General features: G+C 66.2%; 24 protein-coding genes and 1 pseudogene. 8 read left to right on the top strand and 17 right to left on the bottom strand.

What is annotated here, in order from left to right:
• Nucleotides 1–45: 45 nt before the first annotated feature.
• Genes OMP44_RS23025 through OMP44_RS23015 form a run of 3 tightly spaced genes read left to right on the top strand, consistent with a single transcriptional unit; the run spans nt 46 to nt 2,080 of the window.
• Nucleotides 46–870: an HDOD domain-containing protein gene (locus tag OMP44_RS23025; protein WP_405046487.1), complete on the top strand. Its 825-nt coding sequence runs from the start codon at nt 46–48 to the stop codon at nt 868–870.
• A gap of 26 nt (nt 871–896) precedes the next feature.
• Nucleotides 897–1,709 (top strand): bifunctional DNA-formamidopyrimidine glycosylase/DNA-(apurinic or apyrimidinic site) lyase, encoded by an 813-nt coding sequence (gene mutM / locus OMP44_RS23020; protein WP_093256224.1) that lies wholly within the window; start codon nt 897–899, stop codon nt 1,707–1,709.
• Nucleotides 1,706–2,080: a c-type cytochrome gene (locus OMP44_RS23015; protein ID WP_280311425.1), complete on the top strand. Its 375-nt coding sequence runs from the start codon at nt 1,706–1,708 to the stop codon at nt 2,078–2,080. Before mutM ends, OMP44_RS23015 begins: the two co-directional genes overlap by 4 nt.
• Before the next feature lie 8 nt (nt 2,081–2,088).
• Here OMP44_RS23015 and OMP44_RS23010 read toward each other — a convergent pair whose 3' ends face one another.
• Genes OMP44_RS23010 through OMP44_RS22995 form a run of 4 tightly spaced genes read right to left on the bottom strand, consistent with a single transcriptional unit; the run spans nt 2,089 to nt 6,826 of the window.
• Nucleotides 2,089–3,615, bottom strand: a complete 1,527-nt coding sequence (locus OMP44_RS23010; RefSeq protein ID WP_133862577.1) for a DHA2 family efflux MFS transporter permease subunit — start codon at nt 3,613–3,615, stop codon at nt 2,089–2,091.
• Between the two features lie 54 nt (nt 3,616–3,669).
• A complete protein-coding gene (locus OMP44_RS23005) occupies nt 3,670–4,881 on the bottom strand; it encodes an HlyD/EmrA/EmrK family protein (RefSeq protein ID WP_133862576.1) in 1,212 nt (403 codons plus the stop codon).
• A 16-nt stretch (nt 4,882–4,897) separates the two neighbouring features.
• Nucleotides 4,898–6,352 (bottom strand): efflux transporter outer membrane subunit, encoded by a 1,455-nt coding sequence (locus OMP44_RS23000; RefSeq protein ID WP_280311424.1) that lies wholly within the window; start codon nt 6,350–6,352, stop codon nt 4,898–4,900.
• A 3-nt stretch (nt 6,353–6,355) separates the two neighbouring features.
• Entirely contained in the window at nt 6,356–6,826 is a 471-nt protein-coding gene (locus tag OMP44_RS22995) for a MarR family transcriptional regulator (RefSeq protein WP_133862574.1), read from the bottom strand.
• A 182-nt stretch (nt 6,827–7,008) separates the two neighbouring features.
• Between OMP44_RS22995 and bipL the strand changes: the two genes are divergently transcribed.
• Nucleotides 7,009–7,947 carry a phospholipase BipL gene (gene bipL / locus OMP44_RS22990; RefSeq protein ID WP_280311423.1) on the top strand — a complete coding sequence of 313 codons (939 nt, stop codon included), beginning with the start codon at nt 7,009–7,011 and terminating at the stop codon, nt 7,945–7,947.
• Nucleotides 7,948–7,953: 6 nt separating this feature from the next.
• On the opposite strand, the gene OMP44_RS22985 is transcribed toward bipL, so the two are convergent.
• Nucleotides 7,954–8,691 (bottom strand): DUF2059 domain-containing protein, encoded by a 738-nt coding sequence (locus tag OMP44_RS22985; protein ID WP_133862572.1) that lies wholly within the window; start codon nt 8,689–8,691, stop codon nt 7,954–7,956.
• A 178-nt stretch (nt 8,692–8,869) separates the two neighbouring features.
• Between OMP44_RS22985 and OMP44_RS22980 the strand changes: the two genes are divergently transcribed.
• On the top strand, nt 8,870–9,502 hold the full coding sequence (locus tag OMP44_RS22980) for a 2OG-Fe(II) oxygenase (protein ID WP_280311422.1): 633 nt from the start codon (nt 8,870–8,872) through the stop codon (nt 9,500–9,502).
• Between the two features lie 31 nt (nt 9,503–9,533).
• Nucleotides 9,534–10,028 carry a 2-thiouracil desulfurase family protein gene (locus OMP44_RS22975; protein WP_133862570.1) on the top strand — a complete coding sequence of 165 codons (495 nt, stop codon included), beginning with the start codon at nt 9,534–9,536 and terminating at the stop codon, nt 10,026–10,028.
• Here OMP44_RS22975 and OMP44_RS22970 read toward each other — a convergent pair.
• The 11 genes and pseudogenes from OMP44_RS22970 to osmE all read right to left on the bottom strand — a co-directional run bounded on the left by OMP44_RS22970 (nt 10,025) and on the right by osmE (nt 21,876).
• Nucleotides 10,025–10,225, bottom strand: coding sequence for a hypothetical protein (locus OMP44_RS22970; RefSeq protein WP_007162082.1), 201 nt, complete (start codon nt 10,223–10,225; stop codon nt 10,025–10,027). The two genes, OMP44_RS22975 and OMP44_RS22970, sit on opposite strands and share 4 nt — an antisense overlap.
• A gap of 121 nt (nt 10,226–10,346) precedes the next feature.
• Nucleotides 10,347–11,705 (bottom strand): nucleobase:cation symporter-2 family protein, encoded by a 1,359-nt coding sequence (locus tag OMP44_RS22965; protein ID WP_280311421.1) that lies wholly within the window; start codon nt 11,703–11,705, stop codon nt 10,347–10,349.
• A 111-nt stretch (nt 11,706–11,816) separates the two neighbouring features.
• Nucleotides 11,817–12,542, bottom strand: a complete 726-nt coding sequence (locus tag OMP44_RS25190) for a methyl-accepting chemotaxis protein (protein ID WP_405046303.1) — start codon at nt 12,540–12,542, stop codon at nt 11,817–11,819.
• Between the two features lie 132 nt (nt 12,543–12,674).
• Nucleotides 12,675–12,905, bottom strand: a pseudogene (locus OMP44_RS25220) (HAMP domain-containing protein); the annotation flags it as partial.
• Nucleotides 12,906–13,868: 963 nt separating this feature from the next.
• Nucleotides 13,869–14,636, bottom strand: coding sequence for an ATP-binding cassette domain-containing protein (locus tag OMP44_RS22955; RefSeq protein WP_042137188.1), 768 nt, complete (start codon nt 14,634–14,636; stop codon nt 13,869–13,871).
• Nucleotides 14,636–15,718, bottom strand: coding sequence for an ABC transporter permease (locus tag OMP44_RS22950; RefSeq protein ID WP_133862568.1), 1,083 nt, complete (start codon nt 15,716–15,718; stop codon nt 14,636–14,638). Before OMP44_RS22950 ends, OMP44_RS22955 begins: the two co-directional genes overlap by 1 nt.
• Nucleotides 15,719–15,824: 106 nt before the next feature.
• Nucleotides 15,825–16,853 (bottom strand): sugar ABC transporter substrate-binding protein, encoded by a 1,029-nt coding sequence (locus OMP44_RS22945; RefSeq protein ID WP_007162077.1) that lies wholly within the window; start codon nt 16,851–16,853, stop codon nt 15,825–15,827.
• A gap of 63 nt (nt 16,854–16,916) precedes the next feature.
• Nucleotides 16,917–18,110 carry a maltoporin gene (locus OMP44_RS22940; protein ID WP_133862567.1) on the bottom strand — a complete coding sequence of 398 codons (1,194 nt, stop codon included), beginning with the start codon at nt 18,108–18,110 and terminating at the stop codon, nt 16,917–16,919.
• A gap of 473 nt (nt 18,111–18,583) precedes the next feature.
• Nucleotides 18,584–20,419, bottom strand: a complete 1,836-nt coding sequence (ilvD, locus tag OMP44_RS22935; RefSeq protein WP_133862566.1) for a dihydroxy-acid dehydratase — start codon at nt 20,417–20,419, stop codon at nt 18,584–18,586.
• A gap of 404 nt (nt 20,420–20,823) precedes the next feature.
• Nucleotides 20,824–21,345 carry a hypothetical protein gene (locus OMP44_RS22930; protein WP_132832850.1) on the bottom strand — a complete coding sequence of 174 codons (522 nt, stop codon included), beginning with the start codon at nt 21,343–21,345 and terminating at the stop codon, nt 20,824–20,826.
• Between the two features lie 192 nt (nt 21,346–21,537).
• A complete protein-coding gene (gene osmE / locus OMP44_RS22925) occupies nt 21,538–21,876 on the bottom strand; it encodes an osmotically-inducible lipoprotein OsmE (RefSeq protein WP_133862565.1) in 339 nt (112 codons plus the stop codon).
• 279 nt (nt 21,877–22,155) lie between these two features.
• On the opposite strand from osmE, the gene OMP44_RS22920 reads away from it, so the two are divergent.
• Nucleotides 22,156–23,376 carry an N-acetylmuramoyl-L-alanine amidase gene (locus tag OMP44_RS22920; RefSeq protein WP_133862564.1) on the top strand — a complete coding sequence of 407 codons (1,221 nt, stop codon included), beginning with the start codon at nt 22,156–22,158 and terminating at the stop codon, nt 23,374–23,376.
• Entirely contained in the window at nt 23,373–23,777 is a 405-nt protein-coding gene (locus tag OMP44_RS22915) for a hypothetical protein (RefSeq protein ID WP_133862563.1), read from the top strand. The genes OMP44_RS22920 and OMP44_RS22915 overlap by 4 nt, the downstream gene beginning before the upstream one ends.
• Before the next feature lie 7 nt (nt 23,778–23,784).
• On the opposite strand, the gene OMP44_RS22910 is transcribed toward OMP44_RS22915, so the two are convergent.
• A complete protein-coding gene (locus tag OMP44_RS22910) occupies nt 23,785–24,438 on the bottom strand; it encodes a sulfite oxidase-like oxidoreductase (protein WP_280311420.1) in 654 nt (217 codons plus the stop codon).
• Between the last annotated feature and the right edge of the window lie 130 nt (nt 24,439–24,568).

Here is a 24,568-nt window from a genome sequence, read left to right as displayed (position 1 = left end):
CAGCTGTCCGAGGAGCAGATCCGTCAGGCTCTGCAAGGCATCAGCATTCCGCCGCAGCCGCAGATCATGGTGGATCTGCAACTCGAACAACTCATGCCCAGCCCCGATCTCAAGGTCATCTCCCGCCTGATCGGCCAGGACCCGGGGCTCTCGGGCGCCCTGCTCAAGCTGGTGAACTCGCCGTACTTCGGTCTCAGCAATCGCATCACCTCGATCCAGCGGGCGGTCAATCTGCTGGGCAGCCAGTCGGTCATCAACCTGATCAACGCCCAGTCGATCAAGGGCGAGCTCACCGACGAGACCATCGTCATCCTCAACCGCTTCTGGGACACCGCCCAGGACGTCGCCGAGACCTGCCTGAGCCTGGCCAAGAAGACCGGCTATCCGACCCCGGACGAGGCCTATGCCCTGGGTCTGTTCCACAACTGCGGCATCCCGCTGATGCTCAAGCGCTTCCCCAACTACATGGCGGTGCTGGAAGAGGCCTATGCCAGCGTCAACGAGCAGGTGCGGGTGGTGGACGTGGAGAACCGCATCTTCAGCACCAATCACGCCGTGGTGGGCTATTTCATCTCCCGCTCCTGGCGCCTGCCGGAACACGTCGGCCAGGCCATCGCCAATCACCACAACGCCCAGTCGGTCTTCGACGAGGACTCGTCCACCGACATCCAGATCAAGAATCTGCTGGCGCTGCTGAAGATGGCCGAGCACATCTGCCGCTGCTATCGCGCCCTGGGTGGCCAGGACGAGGATCACGAGTGGCAGGCCATCGCGCCGCGGGTGCTGGATCACGTCGGCCTGTCCGAATACGACTTCGAGTCGCTCAAGGAAACCATCCTTGAAATGGGCAGCGGTCGGATCAATTACTAAGGCGTCCGCAATCCTTCTGGATCCTCATGCCCGAACTACCTGAAGTCGAAACCACTCGCCGGGGCATCGAGCCCCATGTCGTCGGTCAGCGCGTGCGCCGGGTCATCGTCCGCGATGGCCGGCTGCGCTGGCCGGTACCCGAGGACCTGGATGTGCGCCTCTCCGGGCAGCGCATCGAGGCCGTCGAGCGACGGGCCAAGTACCTGCTGATCCGCGCCGAGAGCGGCACCCTGATCGGTCACCTGGGCATGTCCGGCAGCCTGCGCCTGGTGCCCGCCGACCAGCCGCCGGCCAAGCACGAGCACGTCGACATCGAGCTGGAATCCGGGCTGTCGTTGCGCTACACCGATCCGCGCCGCTTCGGTGCGCTGCTCTGGACCCAGGATCCCCATGCCCATGTGCTGCTGAGCAAGCTGGGGCCCGAACCGCTGACCGAGGCCTTCGACGGCGGTCGGCTGTTCGAGCTGTCGCGCGGGCGCAGCATGGCGGTCAAACCCTTCATCATGGACAACGCCGTGGTGGTGGGGGTGGGCAACATCTACGCCGCCGAGGCGCTGTTCGCCGCCGGCATCGATCCCCGCCGGGCCGCTGGCAGCGTTTCCCGGGCGCGCTACGAGCGCCTGGCCGTCGAGATCAAGAAGGTCCTGGCGCGCTCCATCGAAAGCGGCGGCACCACCCTGCGCGACTTCATCGGTGGTGATGGGGCGCCGGGCTATTTCAAGCAGGAGCTGTTCGTCTACGGGCGCAAGGGCGAATTCTGCAAGGTCTGCGGGACTGGCCTGCAGGAGATCCGCCTGGGCCAGCGCGCCAGCGTCTATTGCCGGAAGTGCCAGCGATGAAGGGCCTGGCTGGGCTGGCCGTGCTGGCATTGCTCGGCGGTGAACTGGCCTGGGCCGATGCCGACAATGGCCGCAATCTCTTCCTGCGCCGCTGCCACAATTGCCATTCGGTGGGACCGGGCGCCCAGTCCGGTTTTGGCCCCCAGCTCAACGACCTCTTCGGTCGCCAGGCCGGGAGCCTGGCCGGCTATAACTATTCCGAGGCCATGCGCCAGGCCGGCTTTGCCTGGGATCGCGAGGCCCTGGCGGCCTTTCTGCGCGATCCCGAGCGGAAGGTGCCGGGCACCAAGATGAGATTCTGGGGCATCGGCGGCGCTGACGACCTGCGCGACATCGCCGACTACCTGGAGACCCAGCCCGGCACTCCCTGAATGCCGGGCTAGTGGTCGCCGCCACCGGCCCCCGGCTTGGCCGCGAAGGGCGGCTTGGCCAGCCAGATGATCAGGAACAGGCCCATGAAGATCCAGCCGAGCAGGGTGAAGTAGTCCACCGTGGAAAGCATGTAGGCCTGGCTCTCCACCACCTTGTCCAGCTGCGCATAGGCCTGCTGCGACGGCCCGCCGAGGGCGTCCAGGTAATGCTGGGTGGCCGGGCTGTAGACGGTGACGTCCTCGGTCAGCTGGGCATGGTGATGGATGGCGCGGCGCTGCCACAGCCAGGTGGTCAGGGAGGAGGCGAAGCTGCCGCCCAGCACCCGCAGGAAGGTCGCCAGACCGCCACCATCCGCCAGCTCCGACGGCTTGAGGCTGGACAGCAGGATGCTGGTGGTCGGCATGAAGAACAGCGCCACACCCAGGCCCATGAAGGTCTGTACCTCGGCGATGTGGCGATAGTCCACCTCGTTGTTGAAGGTGGCGCGCATGAAGCAGGACGCCCCTATCACCAGGAAGGAGCCGCCGGCCAGCAGGCGCAGGTCGGTCTTGTGCGCGAACTTGCCCACCAGCGGCGAGAGGATCACCGGCAGGATGCCGATGGGCGCCGCAGCCAGACCCGCCCACACCGGGGTGTAGCCGAGCTGGGTCTGCAGCCACTGGGGCAGCAGCAGGTTGATGCCGAAGAAGCCCGAATAGCCCAGCACCAGCGCCAGGGTGCCGAAGCTGAAGTTGCGATAGCGGAACAGCCGCAGGTTGACGATGGGATGCTTGTCGGTCAGCTCCCAGATCACCAAGGCGGTGAGGGCCACGGCGGAAAAGGCCGCGCCCAGGCAGATCAGGTTGGATTCGAACCAGTCCAGATCGTTGCCCTTGTCCAGCACCACCTGCAATACGCCCACACCCAGCACCAGGAGGATCAGCCCGACATAGTCGATGGGCTGGTGCACCAGCTTTTCCGGCTTCTTGCCCAGCTGGCTCCAGACCACCAGGGTGGCGAAGATGCCGATGGGAATGTTGATGAAGAAGATCCACGGCCAGCTGTAGTTGTCGGTGATCCAGCCGCCGGCGATGGGGCCGATGATGGGCGCCACCACCGTCACCATGGCCAATAGTGCCAGGGCCATGCCGCGCTTGGCCGCCGGAAAGATCGCCAGCAGCAGGGTCTGGGCCATGGGATAGAGCGGGCCGGCGACGAAGCCCTGCATGGCGCGGAAAATCACCAGTTCCGGCATGGAGGTGGCGATGCCGCAGAGAAAGGAGGTGATGACGAAGAGCACCACGGCGGCCATGAACAGCTTGACCTCGCCGAAGCGCCGCGCCATCCAGCCGGTCAGCGGCAGGGCGATGGCGTTGCTCACGGCAAAGGCGGTGATGACCCAGGTGCCTTGTTCCGAACTCACCCCGAGGTTGCCGGAAATGGTGGTCAGGGCGACGTTGGCGATGGTGGTGTCGAGCACCTGCATGAAGGTGGCCAGGGACAGGCCCACCGTGGCGAGGACCAGGCTCGCCGGGCGAAAGGCGTTATCGCTCATGACGGATTACCAGAAGGGGTGGACGGGGAGGCTCGCAGGGAGCCTCCTTGGCTGTCAGCGCTTGGCGACGCCCGCGGCACGCGCCGCCGGACCGTTGTTGTGGACGATCTGCTGGATCAGCTGGTCGGCATCGGCCAGCTGATGGTCGTAGACGTCGGTGCTGTAGCGCGGCTGCTGCGGCGTGGTGGTGGGCAGGCGGGCGCCGTCCTGGTCGTGCAGGTCGACGTCGACCACGGTCGACAGGCCGATGCGCAGCGGGTGCTTGTCCAGGTTGTCGCCTTCCAGGCGGATCCGCACGGGCAGGCGCTGGACGATCTTGATCCAGTTGCCGGTGGCGTTCTGCGCCGGCAGCAGCGAGAAGGCGCTGCCGGTACCCACGCCCAGGCTTTCCACCACGCCGCGATAGCGTACGTCGTCGCCATAGAGGTCGGAGTGGATTTCCACCGGCTGGCCGATACGCATCTCGGCGAGCTGGGTTTCCTTGAAGTTGGCGTCGATCCAGATCTGGTCCAGAGGCACCACGGCCATCAGCGCCGCGCCGGGCTGCACGCGACTGCCGACCTGCACCGAGCGCTTGGCGACATAGCCGCTGACCGGCGCCACCAGGGTGCTGCGGGCATGGTTCAGATAGGCCTGGCGCAGCTGGGCGGCGGCGGCCTTGACGTCCGGGTGCGAGGCGATCTCGGTGTCGTCCACCAGTGCCTGGTTGGTGTCCAGTTGCTGCTGGGCGGAGGTCAGGGAGCTCTGCGCCGCGACCAGGGTGTCCCGGGCATGGGCCAGTTCTTCCTTGGAGATGGCGCCGCCCTTGGCCAGTTGCTGGCGGCGGGCGTAGTCGGCGCGGGCCCGTTCGACCTCGACGCGCCGGGCGGCCACCTGGGCCTTGTAGCTGTCGACGTTGCTGTACAGACCGCGCACCTGGCGTACGGTCTTGGCCAGGTTGGCCTCGGCGCTCTGCTGGGACACGGCGGTGTCGCTGGGATCGAATTCCACCAGCGGCTGGCCCTGGCGGACGAAGTCGCCATCGTCCACGGCGATGCGGGTCACGGTGCCGACGACCTGGGGCGTGATCTGCACCAGGTTGCCGTTGACGTAGGCGTCGTCGGTGCTGGCATGGAAGCGGCCATAGAACAGGTGGTAGCAGTAGACGCCCACGCCGGCCAGGATCACCACCAGCAGCAGGAGCAGCAGGAGGACTTTGCGTTTGCCGGAGCGCTGCGGTTTCTGCTCCTGGGCATTGTCATTGGGGGTTGCGGCGGAATCGGCCATGGTCGGGCTCTCGGTATCAGTGTGTGGCCGCGGCGGCGGGCGCCGGCGGCAGTTTGGACGGTTGGAAGCCGCCACCCAGGGCCTGCATCAGCAGCACGCCGCTGTCGACGCGATCGGCCTGGAGGCTGGCCAGCTGGCGCTCGGCCTGCAGCAGTTGCTGCTCGACGGTCAGGGCGTCGAGGTAGTTGCCGATGCCGGCGCCATAGCGCTGCATGGCGATGTCGAAGGAGCTCTTGGCGATGTCGCGGGCCCGTTGCTGCTCGACGATCTGCTGATCCAGCGAACGCTGGCGGGTGATGGCGTCGGCGATGTCGCCCAGCGCCTGCACCAGAGTCTGGTTGTACTGGGCCACGGCCAGGTCGTAGTCGGCGTCCCGGCTGGCGAGATCGGAACGACGGCGACCGCCGTCGAAGATCGGCAGCGACAACGCCGGACCGACGTTGAAGAAGCGCGCCGGACCGCCGAACAGGGCATCGCCGAGGATGGCCTTGCTGCCGGCCGCCACCGTGAGGTTGAGGTTGGGATAGAAGTTGGTCTTGCTGGCGACGATGTCCTTGCTCGCGGCCTCCACCCGCCAGCGGGCGACGATCAGGTCCGGGCGGCGACCGGCCAATTCGGCGGGCAACTGGCCGGGCAGGTTTACCGCGGCGGGAGCAATCAGCTTCGGTCGTGGAATCTCGGCGCCACGGTCTGGCCCCTTGCCCAGCAGCACGGCGAGGCGGATCTGGGCCGTACGCACCTGCTGCTCGGCGGCGGTGTGGGCCGCGGCCGAGCTGGCTTCCAGGCTCTGGGTCTGCTGCAGCTGGTAGTCGCTGTCGAGACCGGCGTTGACCCGGCGCTGGGCCAGGTCGAGCATGTCGCGCGTACGCTCCAGGTCCTGCTGGGCCACGTCCATGTTGGCGTAGGCCAGGCCAAGTTGGTTGTAGGCGCGGCTGACGTTGGCCGCCAGGGTCAGGCGCGCGGCCTGGCGATCCACCTCGCCGGCGCGAGCACGGCCGAGAGCGGCTTCCCAGGCGGCGCGCTGGCCACCCCACAGGTCGAAGCTGTAGCTGCCGCTCACATCGAACTGGCGCAGCGTGCTGTAGCGTTCGCCCTGGCCGACGGGATCGTCCGGCCGTGCGAGGCGCGAGCGGGTGATGCCGCCATTGGCGTCGATCTGCGGATAGCGGTCGGCATCGGCAGCGAGTACCGCAGCATCGGCCTGGCGGCTGCGCGCATCGGCTTCCTGCAGCGAGGGGCTGTCACGCAAGGCCTCGCGGATCAGGCTATCGAGTTGCGGATCGCCCAGCCGGGTCCACCAGTCGGCGCTCGGCCACTGGGCGGGGGAGAGGCGATCGTTGGCAAAGGTGGCTTCGCCCTTGAGCGTCGCCGGATCCACAGCGCGCCCCTGGGTATGCAACCCCTCGGACGACACGCAGCCGGCCAGCAGTAGGGCGGCGCAGAGGGCGGTCAATGGCAGGCGAAAGGTCATGGGTCAGAGGTCTCCAGAGGTCTCCGGCAACAGGCCGGAGGGGCTGAGCAGGCGGCGGAGCAGGCGTTCAAGGTCGTCCAGCTCCTGGCGATCCAGGCACTGGGTGAGGTCGTTGAGGGCGTCGACGCCGATTTGCATGAGTTCACTGCTCAGGGCCTTGCCCTGTTCGGTCAGTTCCAGGCGCACCTGGCGGCGGTCGCTCAGACTGCGCACGCGGCGCAGCAGCTCCTTGGCTTCCAGACGATCGAGCATGCGGGTCATGGCGCCGCTGTCCAGGGACAGGCAGCGGCTGAGTTCAGCCGGGGTGTCGGTCAGGTCGCGGGCGAGCAGCAGCAGCACCTTGAACTGGGCAGCAGTGATGTCGTAGGGCACCAGGTGACTGTCCAGCAGGCGATCCTTGTACTGATTCGCCAGGTGGATCAGATGGCCTACGGAATAGCGCAGGGGAAAGTTGCTACGGTCGAAATGTGACATTGCAGTATCTGCCCAGGCAATGAAGCGGATCCAGAATACTGCCTAGGCAGTGAAATATTCAGACACCTTTGCGCAGGGAAGAGTTGCGCATTTTGAAACAATTGGAAAAGTCCTTTGGCGAACCCTTGTCCTGTGGCGGCCCGGGCGCCGATCATGGGGGCCACTTCGCCGTGAACCGAGCCATGACGCCTCCCTTCGATCTAGACCGCCTCCGCCAGGCCCTGGTGCCCTTGCATCGCGACCTGCCGGCGGATCTCGACCACCAGGCCTATCGCCGCCATTACCGCCTGGCAGACAGCCTCGCGCGACCGGAGGTGACGGTGGCCCTGGGCGCACTTACCGCCGGCGGCTACCAGCTCGCCGTGCAAGGCTGGTGGCCGCGCGAGCCGCGGGGCAGCCTGCTGCTGCTGCACGGCTACTACGACCATATGGGCCTCTATGGTCACGTGGTGGACTGGGCCCTGTCACGGCAGTGGGCGGTGCTGGCCTGCGACCTGCCCGGGCATGGCCTGTCGAGCGGGGCCCGCGCCAGCATCAACGACTTCGCCGAATACCAGACCGCCCTGACGGCCCTGGTCGCCGAAGCCCGCCGCCTGGACCTGCCGCGGCCCTGGCACCTGCTCGGCCAGAGCACTGGCGGCGCCATTCTGCTGGACTATCTGCTGCGCGGTGAGCCCGCCCCCGAACTGGGCGAGACGATCCTGCTGGCGCCCCTGGTCAGGCCCCACGCCTGGCGCCAGGGCCTGTGGACCTATCGCCTGGTGAAGCCCTTCGCGCGTGCCCTGCCGCGGCGCTTCTCGGTGAATTCCGGGGATCCGGCCTTTCTCGACTTCCTGCAGCGGGACAGTCTGCAGCCACGCGAGTTGCCGGCGCAGTGGGTTGGCGCCCTGGCGCGCTGGATTCCGCAACTGGAGAGGGCGCCGGCCAGTAACCGGAGCTTGCTGGTGATCCAGGGCGAGCAGGATTTCACCGTCGACTGGCGGCACAACCTGGGAGTGCTGGAGGCCAAGTTCGCTCGGCCCGAGGTGCTGCGCCTGCCAGAGGCGCGGCACCATCTGGTCAACGAGACCGAAGCCCTGCGCCAGCGCTATTTCCGCTGGCTGGACGACCGTCTCGCCTGAGCCGTCTTACTGACCGCCGCCACCCAGGCCGGCGCGCAGGGCCGCCACGGCGGCACGGTAGTAGGCGCTGCCATTGGGCGAGCTGGCAAAGTCGGCGAACTGGCCGAGTTCGCTGTCGTTCAGGGGGCGATAGACATAGAGCAGGGTGTTTTCCAGGTCACCGGCATTCATCTGCTGGATGAATCGCTGGCGCTGCTGCTCGATCATGCCGCCGGATTGCTGCTGGCCCAGCAGGCCCGGCAGCATCGAACTCAGGCTGTCGGCGGCGAGGCCCGCCAGGGCCACGCTGACCTCGGCCCCGGCTTCGCGCACGGGCAGGGCAGTGGCCAGGCGCTTGGCCTGGGCACGCCGGGCCGGGCTGGCCTGCATCTGGGGTACGCCATTGGCGTTCTTGGCCAGTTGATCGCTGCGCGTGGCGGCGATTTCCGCGGCGACCACCTTGCGTCCCACCGGCGACTGGAAGAACTGCAGGGCGGGGCCGTCGGCCGGCAGGCTCTGGCGCAAGGCGGCCAGTGCGCGCTGATCGATGGCCGCGGCGGTGTAGCGCTTGTTGCTGTTGTCCACCAGGCTCTGGTAGAGCGCCGGCGGCAGGCTGTTCTGGTAGCGCTGCTGGGCAGCCTGCAGGGCGTCACGGAAGTGTCCGCGCTGCTCGGGCCAACCTGCGGCCTGATAGAGACTGACCGTATCGTCGGCCAGGGCGGGCAGGCTGATGGCGAAAAGCAGGGAAGCGAACAAAACGCGCATGGACACCTCGGGCAGCGGCGCAGAGCCGGAAAGTCCGCCATTGTCGGCAACCCCAGGCTGGCTGTCGAGGCGCTCATCCCGGGCATTCGTCGCCTGGTCAAGGCAGGCGCGCAGCCGTGGCCGACTTCTCTTACACTCGGCATCCCGCCGGCCTGGCCCGGTTCTGACGGTTTCCGCGATGGCTCTGCACCCCGAGCATCCCCTGCTGCAACGTATCGTCGACGATCTCGCCGAGCACGGCTGGTCGCGGCAGAGCATCTTCCTGCCCCTGGACCTCACTGCCGAGCTGGCCGCCGAGTGCCGGTTGCGCCACGCCCGCGGTGAGCTGGAGCGCGCCGGCATCGGTCGTGGCGAAAGCCCGCTGATCCGCGAAGGGGTACGAGGCGACCATATCGCCTGGCTGGAGCCGGACGATGCCCATCCCGGCGTGCAGCGTTATTTGCAACTCATGGACACCCTGCGCGAGGCCTTCAACCGCTCCCTGTTCCTGGGGCTGGAAGACTACGAGAGCCACTTCGCCCTCTATCCGCCCGGCGCCTTCTATGCACGGCACCTGGATCGCTTCCGCGACGATGACCGCCGCATGGTCTCCCTGGTGCTCTATCTCAACGATGCCTGGTTGCCGGAGCAGGGCGGCGAGCTGCGGCTCTATCTGGACGAGCGGCGCCAGCAGGATGTCCTGCCCCTGGGCGGCAGCCTGGTGTGCTTTCTCTCCGGCCAGTTGCCCCACGAGGTGCTGCCGGCCACCCGCGAGCGGCTGTCGCTGACCGGCTGGTTCCGCCGGCGTGGCGACAATCCGCTGCAGGCCTAGGGCGTAGACTGGCGGCGGACCGGGAGGCTGCATGGAAAAGATACTGGTGAGTCGCTGCCTGCTGGGGCATCGGGTGCGCTATGACGGCGGTGCCCACGGCCCCTTCGACCTGCTGGCGGTCTGGCAGGCCCAGGGCCGCATCGTGCCGCTCTGTCCGGAAGTGGCCGGTGGCCTGCCGACGCCCCGTCCGCCGGCGGAAATTCCCGGCGGCCAGGGTGGCGCAGTGCTGGACGGTCGGCTGCCGGTGGTGACCGATAGCGGAGAGGACGTGACCCGGGCCTTCGTCGCCGGGGCCACGGCCGCGCTCGAACTGATCGCGCGCCATGGCATCCGCCTGGCGGTGCTCAAGGCGCGCAGTCCGTCCTGCGGCAATGTGGAAAACTACGACGGCAGCTTCAGCGGCACCCGGGTGGCGGGCGAGGGCGTCACGGCGGCGGCGCTGAAGCGCGCGGGCGTCGCCGTCTTCAACGAGACCGAACTGCAAGAGGCGCAGCGCCTGCTCGCGGCGCTGGAAGGCAACGCCTAGAGGGTCTCCGGCTGGCGGCCCAGCAGGCTCTGGAAATGCGCCTTCTGCACGAAGCAGCCCTTGGGAAAGCGCCAGCCGACCAGTTCGCCAGGCTGCTTTTCGAGGTTCTGGGCAAAGACGGTGGCGCCCATGGCACGCGCCAGGACGGCATATTCGCGCAGCGGGACCTTAACGACAGGAACATCCGGGCTGATCATGGGCGCTCTGCTGGGTGGGTCGCCCACGGTCGAAACGACGACCGTGGCGAGTCCACAGGTGACTTGCCCAGGCTATCGGCACCCCCGCGTGGAACTTCAGTCCGCGGATGAAAAAGGGCGTCTAGCCGGCGGTCTTGGGCGTTTCCGGCAGGAACCAGTTCATCAGCAGGGCGCACAGGCCGCCGGTGGCGACGCCGGATTCCAGCACCGCTCTCAGGCCGGCCGGCATATGGGCGAGAAATTCCGGTACCTGGGAAATGCCCAGGCCCAGCGCCAGGGACACGGCGATGATCAGCAGTGCGCGTCGGTCCAGCTCGACACTGGCGAGGATGTTGATTCCCGAGGCGGCGACCGCGCCGAACATCACCATGGCCGCGCCGCCGAGCACCGGCTCGGGCACTGCCTGGATCACCCCGGCCACCGCCGGGAACAGCCCCAGCAGGACCAGGATGGCGGCGATCCACAGACCGACATGGCGACTGGCGATGCCGGTCAGCTGGATCACCCCGTTGTTCTGGGCGAACACCGAACTGGGAAAGGTGTTGAACAGCCCGGCCAGCAGCGAGTTGGCGCCGTTGATCAGCACCCCGCCCTTGATCCGCTGCATCCACAGAGGACCTTCCACCGGTTCGCGAGAGACCTTGCTGGTGGCGGTGATGTCGCCGATGGCCTCCAGCGAGGTCACCAGGTAGATCACCAGCAGGGGCACGAACAGCGACCAGGAAAAGCCCAAGCCGAAGTGCAGCGGCATGGGGATCTGCACCCAGGCGGCCTCGTGCATGCCGGTGAAATTCAGCCGGCCCAGCCAGGCCGCGATGGCGTAGCCCAGCAGCAGGGCGACGACGATGGCGCTGCTGCGCAGACCGCGCAACGGAAGGCGATTGAGCACCACGATGGTGGCCAGTACGGTGCCCGACAGCAGCAGGTTCTCGCCATTGGCGAAGGTGCCATTGCCCAGTGCCGCGAAGCCGCCGCCCATGCTGATCAGGCCGACCTTGATCAGCGTCAGGCCAATCATCAGCACCACGATGCCGGTCACGAGCGGGGTGATGAGGCGCTTGACGAAGGGCAGTACTCGCGACACCCCCATCTCGACGAAGGAACCGGCCATGACCACACCGAAGATGGCCGCCATCACGGCTTCCACCGGGGTGCCGCTCTTGACCATCAGGGCGCCACCGGCGATCAGCGGACCGACGAAGTTGAAGCTGGTGCCCTGGACGATCAGCAAGCCTGCGCCGAAGGGCCCGAAGCGGCGACACTGGACGAAGGTGGCGATGCCGGAAATCACCAGCGACATGGACACGATCAGGTTGGTGTCGCGCGGCGAGACGCCCAGGGCCTGGCAGATCAGCAGACCGGGGGTGACGATGGGCACGATGATCGCCAGCAGGTGCTGGATGGCCGCGAGCAGGGCGATCAGCGGGCGCGGTCGGTCCTGGGGACCATAGAGCAGTTCGGAGCGGGAAGGCTGGGACATGGGCGGAGTCGTCGCGGAAAAAGCGCCGATCTTACCGGATGCCCGCCCCGTGGCGCAGGGTCTTCGGCCGGGACGCAGCCGCCGGCCCGGGGGGCGGCTGCGCCTGAGGGGTTACAGGATGAAGCGGGCCACGTCGCGATTGAGATCGGCGGCGTGATGCTGCAGGGAGCGCGACTGGCGTTCCGAATCCTCGGCGCCGCTGGCCAGGGTGTCGCCGAGGCCCTTGATGGTGATGACGTTGCGGGTGATCTCCTCGGTGACCGAGGTCTGCTCCTCGGCAGCCGTGGCGATCTGCAGGGACATCTCGGAGATGACGCCGGCACTCTGGGCGATCTCTTCCAGGGCGCTGGAGGCGCGTTCCACGTCGGCGACGCTGCGCTCGGCGATGGCCATGCTGCTGTCCATGCGCTGCACCGCCTGGCGGGTCATCTGCTGCAGGGTGCCGATGGTCTCGTTGATCTCCCGGGTCGAGGCCTGGGTTCGCTGCGACAGCGTCCGCACCTCGTCGGCGACCACCGCAAAGCCCCGGCCGTGCTCACCGGCGCGGGCTGCTTCGATGGCCGCGTTGAGCGCCAGCAGGTTGGTCTGCTCGGCGATGCTCTGGATGCTGTCCAGCACCTTGGCGATGGCCTGGGAGTGATGGTCCAGTTCGCCAATGACCCGGGTGGCGTCGTCCACTTCCCGCGCCAGGCTGTTGATGGATTCCTTGCTGGTCTGCACCAGGGTCAGGCCCTGGGCGGTGCTGTCGGAGGACTGGCGGATGGCCTCGGCGGTCTGCTCGGCATTGCGGGCGATCTCCTGGGTGGCGGACGCCATTTCCGTAACGGCCGTAGCCACCAGGGTGATCTCCTGCTGCAGGCGACCCAGCTCCTGGGTGGCCGCGGCGCTGCGTTGCAGGACCTTCTGCGATTCGGCGTCCACGCTCTGGGCATGCTGGCGCACGCCACCGATCAGGCCGTGCAGGCTGGCCACGAACTGGTTGAAGTGGCCGGCCAGACCGCCGACCTCATCGGTGCTCTGCACGGCGATGCGGCGGGTCAGATCGCCCTGGCCCTCGGCGATCACCTGCAGGCCGCTCGAGACCACACCCAGGGGCCGGAGCAGATAGCTGCACAGCAGGTTGATGAGCAGCAGCGAGCCACCCAGCACCACGGCCAGGATGGCGAGGCTGATCCACAGCTGGCGTTGCAGCGGCGCCATGAGCACGCCGCTGTCGACGATCATCACCAGAGTCTCACCATTGTGATTCATGGGCGCGGCATAGAGGCGCTGGCCGGCGACGGTGTCGACATGGCGCTCGCCGGGCGCCTGGGCCAGGCGCTGGAGGGTATCCGCGTCGAGCTGGGGAAAGAGCTCGGTGATCGGCTTGGCCAGCAGGGCGGCGTCCTCGTGGCCCAGGACGATGTTCTGGCCGTTGACCAGCACGGCGCTGCCGGCGCCCGGCAGTTGCACGCGCTTGAGCTGGTCGAGGATGTCGCTGATGCTGACGTCCGCGCCAAGGATCGCCGTGGTCTTGCCCGCCGACTGCAGGGCCCAGCCCAGCGACAGCACATTCTGCTTGGTTGCCGCCGCCACGGTGGGAATGGAAAAGAACACCTTGCCGGGATTCTGCTGCGCCTGCTGGTACCACAGCCACTTGCGCGGATCGTTGTTGTCCGGCGGCAGCTGGACGCCATTGGCATTGACCTGGCTGCCATCAGGCCGGGCATAGAAGACGTTGTCGAAGCCGCCGGAGTTCTTGACCTGATTGAGCCCGGCCGGGAGGTTCGCCTCCTGGGTGTCGGCGGCCAGGGCGCCCAGCGCCGCGGCCTTGCCGTCCAGCCACTGGCGCACCCCGCCGTTGAAGACGAAGCTGACTGTCTTCAGCTGCTCGACCGTGGAGGCTTCCAGCGCCGTACGGGTATTGAAGAAGTTGATGGCGGTCAGACCCACCCCCACGACCAGGACGGCCGCGGTGGCAGACAGCGAGAGTTTCTGTTTCAACGACAAGGCAGGCACGGCGAGGCAACTCCGACAGTTATTTGTCAGACTTTATCGGTGCCTGCCGGAGATAACTTGAGCGGCCAGTCAGGTTTTTCCTGTCGGGCCGGATCATGGGCGATCAGGCAGGCCCCGGGTCTCCCGCTCAGCCGTGGGCTGGGAAACCCTGGGCCTGGCCTGTGCCTAGGCGGCCACCGTCTGGGCGCCGGTCATCAGCGCCACGGCGTCGGCCATGGAGTGCTGGCGCGGATCGATCACCGTCAGCCGGCGACCCAGGCGATGGATGTGGATGCGATCGGCGATCTCGAACACATGGGGCATGTTGTGGGAAATGAGCACGATGGCGATGCCGCGGGCACGCACGTCGAGGATCAGCTCCAGCACCTTGCGCGACTCCTTCACCCCCAGCGCCGCCGTGGGTTCGTCGAGGATGATCACCTTGGAACCAAAGGCGGCCGCCCGGGCCACGGCCACGCCCTGGCGCTGACCACCGGACAGGGTCTCCACCGCCTGGTTGATGTTCTGGATGGTCATCAAGCCCAGTTCGGAGAGCTTTTCCCGGGCGATGCGCTCCATTTCCTTGCGGTCCAGGGTGCGGCAGAGGGTGCCCAGCAGTCCCGGCTTGCGCAATTCGCGACCGAGGAAGAGGTTGTCGGCGATGGACAGCGCCGGCGACAGTGCCAGATTCTGGTAGACCGTCTCGATGCCGGCCCGCCGCGCCGCGATGGGCGAGGCGAACTGCACGGGCTGGCCCTCGAAGCGGATCTCGCCTTCATCGGGCCGCAGGGCACCGGAGATGGCCTTGATCAGCGAGGACTTGCCGGCGCCGTTGTCGCCGATCACGGCGAGGATCTCGCCGGGCAGCAGGTCGAAGTCGGCATGGTCGAGGGCGGTGACGCGGCCGTAGCGCTTCACCAGGCCACGGGCCATGAGCAGGGGTTCGGTAGTCATCAGCTGGCCGCCTTTCTGATCCATTGGTCGATAGCCACGGCCGCGATGATGAGCGTGCCGATCAGCAGATAGGTCCATTGCACATCGGTGCCCAGCAGCCGCAGGCCGAGGGCGAAGACGCCGACGATCAGGGCGCCGAACAGCATGCCGAGGATGGAGCCGCGGCCGCCGAACAGCGAGATGCCGCCGATCACCACGGCGGTGATGGACTCGATGTTGGCGAATTGGCCAGCGGTGGGCGAGACCGAGCCGATGCGGCCGATCAGCACCCAGCCGGCGAAGGCGCAGATGAGCCCCGACAGCCCGTACACGGTGATCAGCATGCGGCGGACGTTGACCCCGGCCAGCGCCGCGGCCTCGGGATCGTCGCCCACGGCATAGAGGTGCCGACCCCAGGCGGTGTGGTTGAGCACGTACCAGAGCAGGGCGACCAGCACCACCAGGGCGATCACGCCATAGGTGAAGACCGCGCCCCCCAGGCGGAAATTGTCGCCGAACACCTGCAGCAGCGGCGCGGTCGCGCCAATTTCCTGGGCGCGGATGGTCTCGTTGCGCGAATAGAGGAAGTTGGCCGCGAGCACGATCTGCCACATGCCCAGGGTGACGATGAAGGGCGGCAGCTTGATGCGGGCGATCAGCCAGCCATTGGCCATGCCGCACAGGGTGCCCACCGCCAGGCCGCACAGGATCGACAGCTCCACCGGCAGGCCGTAGCGGAAGGTGAACTGGCCCATGACCACCGAGGACAGCACCATGATGGCGCCCACCGAGAGGTCGATGCCGGCGGTGATCACTACCAGGGTCTGGGCCGCGCCGACGATGCCGGTGATGGCGACCTGCTGCAGGATCAGGGTGAGGGCGAAGGCGGAAAAGAATTTGCCGCCCAGCAGGGCACCGAAGATGGACAGCGACAGCAGCAGCACCAGCAACGAGACCGCCGAGGGGCGCGAATGCAGGAAGTGACGGAATTTGACCAGCGGGCTGCGCTCGTCACGGGCGAAGGAGGCGACCTCCGTGGCACTGTGCTTGAGCACCTGTTCGAAGGGCTGGCCGGACGGGGAGGGCGAGGTCGGATCGCTCATGGCAATCTCCTGAGAGCGGGATAGCAGCCGAGAGTCGATCGCCCGCGCCGGCGCGGCAGGCGCTCAGGCGGGGCGATCGATCTGCTCTAGCCTAGACGAGAGGTCATCAGCCCCAGCATTTCTGCAGGGCGGTCTTGCTGTCGATGGACTGGATGCCGGGGACCGGCTTGTCCGTCACCAGCTTCACGCCGGTGTCGACGAAGCTCTTGCCTTCGGTGGGCGTCGGCTTCTTGCCGGTGTCGGCAAAGGTCTTGATCGCCTCGATGCCCAGTGCCGCCATCTGCAGCGGATACTGCTGGGAGGTGGCGCCGATGACGCCGTCGGCGACGTTGTGCACGCCCGGGCAGCCGCCGTCGATGGAGACGATCAGCACGTCCTTCTCGCGACCCACGGCCTTGAGCGCCTCGTAGGCACCCGCGGCGGCCGGTTCGTTGATGGTGTGCACCACGTTGATGGTCGGGTCCTTCTGCAGCAGATTCTCCATCGCTGCGCGACCGCCTTCTTCGTTGCCGTTGGTCACGTCGTGGCCGACGATGCGCGGATCGGTCTCGTCGCCGATACGGCTCTGGTCCTTGGGATCGATGCCGAAGCCGAGCATGAAGCCCTGGTCGCGCAGGACGTCCACCGAGGGCTGGGAGGCGTTCAGGTCGAGAAAGGCCACCCGGGCGTCCTTGGCCTTGTCACCCAGGGTTTCCCGCGCCCACTGGCCGATCAGCTTGCCAGCCAGCAGGTTGTCCGTGGCGAAGGTCATGTCGGCGGCGCTCACCGGGTCCAGCGGGGTGTCTAGGGCGATCACCAGCAGGCCGGCTTCGCGCGCCTTCTGCAGGTTGGGCACGATGCCCTTGGTGTCCGAGGCGGTGATGAGGATGCCCTTGGCGCCGTCGGCGATGCAGGTCTCGATGGCGGCCACCTGGCTTTCGCTGTCGCCGTCGATCTTGCCGGCGTAGGCCTTGAGCGTCACCCCCAGCTCCTTGGCCTTGGCGGTGGCGCCTTCCTTCATCTTGACGAAGAAGGGATTGGTATCGGTCTTGGTGATGAGACAGGCGGAAACGGGGGCTGCCTGGGCGGTGCCGCTGGCGAGGGCGGCAGCCAACAGGCAACCGGCGAAGGACGCGAGGGAGACGGTTCTTTTCATTGTTGTGCGCTCAGGTTCGGAGACAGGGACGCGACCGGCAGAACGTCGGTCGCGGTGGAGCTGTTACCACCACTGCTCGACTTGGAAGCCGATGTTGGAGCCGTGCAGATCGTTGCCAAAGTTGCCGGTGCTCGACAGCGTGGAGCCGGCGTCGAAATCATCGGCTGCCTGCTGGGCTGCCCGGTTCCAGGCGGCGTAGGTGTAGAACAGACGGAATTCGGGACGGGTCTTGAATTCCGGACCCTTGGGCGACCAGGTCGGTGCCAGGGTCAGCTTGGTCAGCTTGCGGGTGCCGCCGGGAGCCTGCACCTGGTCATGACCCAGCTCGGTGGAGAACTTGAACTGGTCGCTGATGCCGTACACCAGACGGCCACCCAGCGAGGTCCAGCGCAGGTCGTTGCCATTGGGACGTTCGTCCTTCTGGTAGACCGCGGCGACCTGGCCACCCCAGTAGCGGCTGATCTGCCAGTCGAAGAAGTCCACCACGCGGTAGGAGACGTCCGAACTGCTCAGGGTCGGATCGCCGGTGCTGCCCAGAGCGGTGCCCGGGCCCTGGCCGCGCTGCACGGCAAAGGTGTTCACGCCACCCCAGCCCATGAAGTTGGCCTGCTTGTGCTGCAGCGTCACCGCGATGCCGCTGTTGGCATTGGGCTGGTTGGTGGGCTTGTCCAGGTAGCTGACGCCGATTTCCAGCGAGCCGTTCGGATTGGTGTTGAAGCCGGCGACGTTGAAGTCGAAGCGGTTCTGGAAGTCCTTCTGGTTCTGGTTGTCCTTGCGCGAGAAGGCCACGCTGTATTTCAGGCCGCCGATGTTGACGTCCTCGATACCGCCGCCGGTGGCGCTCTGGTTCCAGTAGAAGAAGTCGGAGATGTGGATGTCGTTCCGCTTGTAGTAGCGGCGACCGGCCCAGACGTTACCGCCGTTTAGGGCAGCAACATTGTTCCAGTAGGCATAGGCCTGGGGCAGGCGAATCTGGCCGTTGTCACCATTGAAGGTCGGCGTGCGATCGTACTGGTTGTAGAGGCTGGCCATGCCGAAGACGCCCACGGCGGAGCCATCGTCCAGGGTCAGGAAGTCCTGCTTGGCGGCGAATTCACCGTACTGTTCGCATTCGTTACCCAGACGATACTTGGACTGGGCGCCCTGCAGCTTGAAGCAGCGCATCGAATTGGAACCGGAGGAGTCTCCCAGGCCGGCGCGGAAATAACCGGTGGTTTCGAAGGCGTGTGCTGCGGGGATCAGGAGCAGGGTGCTCATCAAGGACGCGACCGAAACCCTGGCCAAGGGGATAGCCTTTTTCTTATTCATTTATGTTCCCTGTTTATTGTTGTTGTGTAACTCAGTGCCTGGCCAGCACCTGATCCGCCGTGCTCGAGCGGAAGATCGGTATAGGTGTGACCATTGGAAACCAACCTGACTACAAACTTATCGCTGAATCAATTCAGCGGCAGACGGAGGGTAGCCTTTGATCACTCAACGGCCTAGCGGGTCGATTACAGCGAGGTGTGAGCTGAATCACAGGCTGTGCTTCTGCAAAAATAGCAAGCCAAGCAACTGTGGAACCCCTCTGGAATGGGGTCATGGCGAGCGCTGCTCCAAGTGAAGGAGCGGTAGGCGAAGCGCAGAGGAAAGGACGCGAGCGGAAGGGCGAAATAGAGCGGAGAAAGCAGGCGGGAAGGTGGGGCGGAGCGTCCGAGGGACGGCGGATGCCGTCCCTCGGAACCTGCGAATCAGCCCAGCAGGGCCTTGTCGCGCACGCCGCCCTTGTCGGCACTGGTGGCCAGCAGGGCGTAGGCCTTGAGCGCGGTGGTCACGCGGCGGGCACGGGGTTGTGCCGGCTTCCAGCCCAGCTTGTCCTGCTCGATGCGGCGGTGGGACAGCTCTTCGTCACTCACCAGCAGGTTGATGCTGCGCTGGGGAATGTCGATCAGCACCTTGTCGCCATCCCGCACCAGGCCGATGGCACCGCCCGCCGCGGCTTCCGGCGAGGCATGGCCGATGGACAGGCCCGAGGTGCCGCCGGAGAAGCGACCGTCGGTGAGCAGGGCGCACTGCTTGCCCAGGCCCTTGGACTTCAGGTAGCTGGTGGGGTAGAGCATCTCCTGCATGCCCGGGCCGCCCTTGGGCCCTTCGTAGCGGATGATGACGATGTCGCCGGCCTTGACCTCGTCGGCGAGGATGCCGCGCACCGCCGCGTCCTGGCTTTCGAAGACCTTGGCATTGCCCTCGAACACATGGATGGATTCATCCACGCCGGCGGTCTTCACCACGCAGCCGTCCAGGGCGATGTTGCCGTAGAGCACGGCCAGACCGCCTTCCTGGGAATAGGCATGCGCGACACTGCGGATGCAGCCCTCGGCGCGGTCGTCGTCCAGGGTGTCATAGCGAGTCGCCTGGCTGAAGGCTTCCTGGGTCGGGATGCCGGCGGGACCGGCACGGAAGAAGGTCTTCACCGCCTCGTCCTGGGTCAGGGTGATGTCCCACCGCTCGATGGCTTCGCCCAGGGTCCGGCTGTGCACGGTGGGCAGATCGGCATGCAGGAGACCGCCGCGGGCCAGTTCGCCGAGGATGCTGAAGATGCCCCCGGCGCGGTGCACGTCTTCCATGTGGTACTTCTGGATGTTCGGCGCCACCTTGCACAGCTGCGGCACCTTGCGCGACAGGGCATCGATGTCGCGCAGATCGAAGTCCACCTCCGCCTCCTGGGCGGCGGCCAGCAGGTGCAGGATGGTGTTGGTCGAGCCGCCCATGGCGATGTCCAGGGTCATGGCGTTCTCGAAGGCCGCATGGCAGGCAATGTTGCGCGGCAGCGCCGACTCGTCGTTTTCCTGGTAGTAGCGACGGCACAGCTCGACGATGGTGCGGCCGGCCTGCAGGAACAGCTCCTTGCGGTCGGCGTGGGTGGCCAGGGTCGAGCCGTTGCCGGGCAGGGCCAGGCCGAGGGCCTCGACCAGGCAGTTCATGGAGTTGGCGGTGAACATGCCCGAGCAGCTGCCACAGGTGGGGCAGGCGCTGCGTTCGTATTCGGCGACCTTCTCGTCGCTGGCCGAGCTGTCGGCGGCGATGACCATGGCGTCCACCAGGTCCAGGCCATGGCTGGCCAGCTTGGTCTTGCCGGCTTCCATGGGGCCACCGGAGACGAACACCACCGGGATGTTCAGGCGCAGGGCGGCCATCAGCATGCCGGGGGTGATCTTGTCGCAGTTGGAAATGCACACCAGGGCATCGGCGCAGTGGGCATTGACCATGTATTCCACGGCGTCGGCGATGATCTCGCGACTCGGCAGCGAATAGAGCATGCCGTCGTGGCCCATGGCGATGCCGTCGTCCACGGCGATGGTGTTGAATTCCTTGGCCACGCCGCCGGCCTTCTCGATTTCCCGGGCGACCAGCTGGCCGAGGTCCTTGAGGTGGACATGGCCCGGCACGAACTGGGTAAAGGAGTTGGCGATGGCGATGATGGGCTTCTTGAAGTCTTCGTCCTTCATCCCGGTGGCGCGCCAGAGCGCCCGGGCGCCAGCCATGTTGCGGCCCTGGGTGGAGGTTTTCGAGCGATAGTCAGGCATGAAGCGTCTCTCCGAGGCAGCTTTCAAGATCACGGTTCTGGTCATCGTGAGCGCAGACGAGGCACGGTGCAAACGCGGAGTGACGGTTGCCGGGCCGGAGGGCGGCCAGGCCATGCGGGATCTCCACAGGGGCTGCCAGGGCTCACGAACCCGCCGGAGGATGCTGGCGGAGGGGAATTCGGATCATACACCCGGGCGCCAGCACTGCACAGCAGGCCGGCGTCCAAGAGGTAGGACTTGTCTGAAAGTCGCCGAGCGATGGTCAGGCAAGGCAAAAATCCGTGAGGAAGCGGATCGGACTCGCGCTCGATTTCACGAAGGGCAAGTGAGCATTCCGATCGGACTGGCGACCCAGCGGATTTTTAACACCGCATGACCGAGCGCAGGCACTTTTCAGGCAAGGCCTAGGGCGCTTCCTGTTCGCCGTCGGGGGCGTCTTCCAGATATTCGTCCATGGGCTCCTGGCCAGCCAGGGTCTTGAGACTCAGGTCCACGGCTTCGGGCAGGGTGATGTCGACGCGCTGCTTGTCGCTGCCTTCCAGCGAGGACTCGTAGCTCAGCGCATGGCGCAGGTGACCGTTCTCGAGGATGGCGCCGACACTGGCCAGCTGGGCGGCAGCTGGAGCCAGGCGCTCGAGGGCGGCCTTGGGCCAGGTGGCCTCGACGGTCGCGTTGCAGGTATAGAAGCCTGCTTCGCCGCTGTCCGAGGGTTCTTCCTGGGTCTTGATGTCGACCAGCGACACCTGGCCGGCTTCCAGCGCAGGCTGGCCGGCGGCGATGTCGTCCGCATAGATCTCGTTGATGGTCTGGGCGTATTGCTGACGGACCAGCTCGGCGGTCTTGGCCGCATCGCAACTGTAGTCATAGCCACCGCAGCCAGTCAGGGAAAGCACCGCAGCTGTGAGTATGAGGTGACGTCTGGACATGCCTGAATTCCTTGGAACGATGGGTAGAACCTGGCGGCGCTGGCCGCGCCTGCGTCGATCCACAGTGCAGGAGGTTGGCACAGCGATCGGGAATGGCGAGGGCCCATGGTGCTGCCGCTCGCCCATCCTGTCCATCAGACGCCGCCAGCGTCCTTCAGGACACCCGGCCTGGCCGGCCGGTCAGCTCCCGGCTCAGGCGCGATCGGCGCTTTCGCAGGTCTCGAAGTCCTTGCTGTCGACGCGGTTCATGCTATCGAAGCCGATCGAATAGACCTGCTCCTTGCCATCCTTGTTGAGCACATAGTTGTTGCAGGTGCCGGGACGGAATTTGCGGGTATAGGTGCTCGACGGGGTGCCACCGAGGCGCAGCACGTCAGCCTTGCTCATGCCCTTGTCCACCTGCTTCACCAGCGGTTGCTCGCGAAATTCGACGCGGCCCACGGTGTAGTCGGCGGTGTTCTTCACCGAGGAGCAGCCCGCCAGCACGGTGCCAGCCAGCAGCGCGGTCGCGACAGCAATCTTCTTGTTCATGGTGTGATCCCTTCAAAGGCGGAAGTGCCTGACACTTCGACGATGGCGGCGCCGATAAATTCGCTCTCTGTCGCACTTCTCGCGGTTTGTCACTTTGACGGACCGGCTGCTGGCCTCGGCAAGTGACTGTATCTAAAGCTGATTCTGCAAACGAACGCTATGCCCCCGTTTTCTAAGGATTATTTTGTCCGAATGGCAGTTGACAGAGACCAGGCGGCAAGCGATCTTTAGCGTTATGTTGTAACTTCCCAGCCGTTTCTCGTTTCTCGCGAGGACCTCATGAATCGCCGTCGTCTGCTCAATCTGATCCTGGCTGGCATGACCTTGCCCGTCGGGTTGCCGGCGTTTGCCGCCCGGCAGCAACTAAAGGGTGCCCGGGCCTGGCAGGATGCCGAGAAGCTCCGCCTGGTCTTCGATCTCACCGGACCGGTGCGCTACAAGACCTTCACCCTGGTCGCGCCGGATCGCATCATTCTCGATCTCGCCGATACCCAGGCCCCCGCGGTGCTCAATCACCTCGCCCTGCAGGGATCGCCGGTGCGCGCCGTGCGCAGCGCTCACTATGGCGCCCAGGACACCCGGGTGGTGCTGGAGCTGGCCCATCCGGTAGAGGTGGAAAGCTTCATCCTTGGTCCGGGCGAAGGCGCGGCCAATCGTCTGGTGCTCGATCTCAAGCGCGCCGGAGCGCCGGTGGTGGCTGCCCGCAAGCCGGCCGACGCCGAGCCGCCACTGGAGGTCAAGCGCGGCAAGGGCCTGGCCACGGGTCGCGACATCATGGTGGTGGTCGATGCCGGTCACGGCGGCAAGGACCCGGGTGCGCTGAGCGCCCGGGGCGATCGGGAAAAGGACATCGCCCTGATCGTGGCGCAGAATCTGGCACGCCGCATCAACCTGCAGAAGGGCTTCAAGGCCAAGCTGGTGCGCAACGACGACTTCTTCGTGCCGCTGCGCAAGCGCGTCGAGGTCGCCCGCAGCTACAACGCCGACATGTTCGTCTCGGTGCATGCCGATGCCGCGCCGCGGCGTACCGCCTACGGCGCCTCGGTCTATGCCCTGTCCGAGGGTGGCGCGACTTCCACCACAGCGCGCTTCCTGGCCGACAGCGAGAACAACGTCGACCTGATCGGCGCCAACGAGATTCTCAAGGGGCGCGATCCCATGCTCGCCGGTGTGCTGCTGGACATGTCGATGAACGCCACCATCTCGTCGAGCCTGGACCTGGGCCACAAGGTGCTGGGGCAATTGTCGAGCATCACCAACCTGCACCAGAAACGAGTGGAGCAGGCGGGCTTCGCTGTGCTCAAATCGCCGGATATCCCCTCGATCCTGGTCGAGACGGGCTTCATTTCCAATGATCGAGACTGCCGGCGCCTGCTCGACAGTCGCCACCAGAAGCAGCTGGCCGATTCGATCTTTGCCGGCCTGCATGGCTATTTCCAGGAGCGCCCCCCGCTGGGCACCTACCTGGCGAGCCTCAAGAACACCCAAGGAGTGACATGAGTTTGCAAGACAAAGCGCGTCGTTACTGGCGCGTGGTGGTGCTGGTGATAGGTGCGCTCTGTATCGTGGCCGGACTGATCGGCTACGGTCAGGGCGGGCGCGACAAGCAGGGCAGTGCCCAGGAAGGCTTCGTCAACAAGGTCTGGCAGATCAAGACCAGCAACAGCATCGAGCCGGGGATGCTCTACGTCTTCCTCAGCGACGGCACCCTGGTGATGGCGTCGCCGAGCAGCCAGCCCTCCCTGGGCCGCTGGACGCGCACCGAGAAGGGCCTGAACATGATCGAGGAAGGCATCACCTATCCCACGGAAATCCTCAGCCTCAGCCGCGACGAATTCCGTATCCGCAGCCTCAATCCCGGCGATCCGGTAGAGCTGCAACTGGCCCCGGCGGCGCACTGAGGCGCCTTCAGGCGTCCTCGGAATAGCGCTGCTCCTGCCAGGGATCGCCGCGGTCATGATAGCCGCGCATTTCCCAGAAGCCAGGCGTGTCGCCGACCCGGAAGTCGATGCGCCTGAGCCACTTGGCGCTTTTCCACAGATAGAGATGCGGGATCAGGGCCCGTACCGGCCCCCCGTGCTCGGCCGTCAGCGGCTGGCCTTCCCAGCTGTGCACCAGCATGGCGCCCGGCGCGGCGAAATCGGCCAGCGGCAGATTGGTGATGTAACCGTCATGGCTGTGCAGGAGCACATGGGTCGCCTCGTCCCGCGGCTGCACCTCGTCGAGCAATTCTGCTATCGGCAGACCGATCCAGCGATTGTCATAGCGTGACCAGGTGGTGACGCAATGCATGTCGCTGACCGTCTCGGTAGTCGCCCGCGCGGCGAAGGTCTCCCAGTTCCAGCGCAGCGTCTTGCGGACCGCGCCGGTCACCGCCAGTTGCCAACGCTCCCGGCTGACCTCCGGGCGGATGCCCAGATCCAGGACCGGCCAGTTGCTGACGCGGTGCTGGCCAGGTGGCAGACGCTCGCTTTCCGCACGCGCACCCTGGCCGGTGAGGAAGCGTCCCTCCTGGGCCCAGCGCTCCTTGGAACGGGTCAGCTTGCTCGGCTCTTCGCTCATCGATGGATCCTCTTCACAGGTCGCGGGCTTCTGACCGTCATGATGGCCTTTCGTCGGCATGGGCCGAACCCAGACGACGTCTTGCGCCTCCTATCCTGCAGGCACTCAGAGAGGCGCCTCCTTTTTTCTA

It is taken from the genome of Pseudomonas flavocrustae, assembly GCF_029872515.1.
GTDB classification, from domain to species: Bacteria; Pseudomonadota; Gammaproteobacteria; order Pseudomonadales; family Pseudomonadaceae; genus Chryseomonas; species Chryseomonas aestiva.
Note: the sequence above shows the minus strand (reverse complement) of the source record. Positions and strands in the feature narration are given on the sequence as shown.

Excerpts from the sequence above, each read along its gene's own strand:
- bipL (WP_280311423.1), top strand. The coding sequence starts at position 7,009 with ATGACGCCTCCCTTCGATCTAGACCGCCTCCGCCAGGCCCTGGTGCCC.
- OMP44_RS22970 (WP_007162082.1), bottom strand. The coding sequence starts at position 10,225 with ATGATCAGCCCGGATGTTCCTGTCGTTAAGGTCCCGCTGCGCGAATAT.
- OMP44_RS23000 (WP_280311424.1), bottom strand. The coding sequence starts at position 6,352 with ATGACCTTTCGCCTGCCATTGACCGCCCTCTGCGCCGCCCTACTGCTG.
- OMP44_RS22985 (WP_133862572.1), bottom strand. The coding sequence starts at position 8,691 with ATGCGCGTTTTGTTCGCTTCCCTGCTTTTCGCCATCAGCCTGCCCGCC.
- OMP44_RS22975 (WP_133862570.1), top strand. The coding sequence starts at position 9,534 with ATGGAAAAGATACTGGTGAGTCGCTGCCTGCTGGGGCATCGGGTGCGC.
- mutM (WP_093256224.1), top strand. The coding sequence starts at position 897 with ATGCCCGAACTACCTGAAGTCGAAACCACTCGCCGGGGCATCGAGCCC.
- OMP44_RS22910 (WP_280311420.1), bottom strand. The coding sequence starts at position 24,438 with ATGAGCGAAGAGCCGAGCAAGCTGACCCGTTCCAAGGAGCGCTGGGCC.
- OMP44_RS23005 (WP_133862576.1), bottom strand. The coding sequence starts at position 4,881 with ATGGCCGATTCCGCCGCAACCCCCAATGACAATGCCCAGGAGCAGAAA.
- OMP44_RS22915 (WP_133862563.1), top strand. The coding sequence starts at position 23,373 with ATGAGTTTGCAAGACAAAGCGCGTCGTTACTGGCGCGTGGTGGTGCTG.
- OMP44_RS22920 (WP_133862564.1), top strand. The coding sequence starts at position 22,156 with ATGAATCGCCGTCGTCTGCTCAATCTGATCCTGGCTGGCATGACCTTG.
- OMP44_RS22930 (WP_132832850.1), bottom strand. The coding sequence starts at position 21,345 with ATGTCCAGACGTCACCTCATACTCACAGCTGCGGTGCTTTCCCTGACT.
- OMP44_RS22945 (WP_007162077.1), bottom strand. The coding sequence starts at position 16,853 with ATGAAAAGAACCGTCTCCCTCGCGTCCTTCGCCGGTTGCCTGTTGGCT.
- OMP44_RS23010 (WP_133862577.1), bottom strand. The coding sequence starts at position 3,615 with ATGAGCGATAACGCCTTTCGCCCGGCGAGCCTGGTCCTCGCCACGGTG.
- OMP44_RS23015 (WP_280311425.1), top strand. The coding sequence starts at position 1,706 with ATGAAGGGCCTGGCTGGGCTGGCCGTGCTGGCATTGCTCGGCGGTGAA.
- OMP44_RS22940 (WP_133862567.1), bottom strand. The coding sequence starts at position 18,110 with ATGAGCACCCTGCTCCTGATCCCCGCAGCACACGCCTTCGAAACCACC.
- OMP44_RS22955 (WP_042137188.1), bottom strand. The coding sequence starts at position 14,636 with ATGACTACCGAACCCCTGCTCATGGCCCGTGGCCTGGTGAAGCGCTAC.
- osmE (WP_133862565.1), bottom strand. The coding sequence starts at position 21,876 with ATGAACAAGAAGATTGCTGTCGCGACCGCGCTGCTGGCTGGCACCGTG.
- OMP44_RS22995 (WP_133862574.1), bottom strand. The coding sequence starts at position 6,826 with ATGTCACATTTCGACCGTAGCAACTTTCCCCTGCGCTATTCCGTAGGC.
- OMP44_RS22965 (WP_280311421.1), bottom strand. The coding sequence starts at position 11,705 with ATGTCCCAGCCTTCCCGCTCCGAACTGCTCTATGGTCCCCAGGACCGA.
- ilvD (WP_133862566.1), bottom strand. The coding sequence starts at position 20,419 with ATGCCTGACTATCGCTCGAAAACCTCCACCCAGGGCCGCAACATGGCT.
- OMP44_RS22980 (WP_280311422.1), top strand. The coding sequence starts at position 8,870 with ATGGCTCTGCACCCCGAGCATCCCCTGCTGCAACGTATCGTCGACGAT.
- OMP44_RS22950 (WP_133862568.1), bottom strand. The coding sequence starts at position 15,718 with ATGAGCGATCCGACCTCGCCCTCCCCGTCCGGCCAGCCCTTCGAACAG.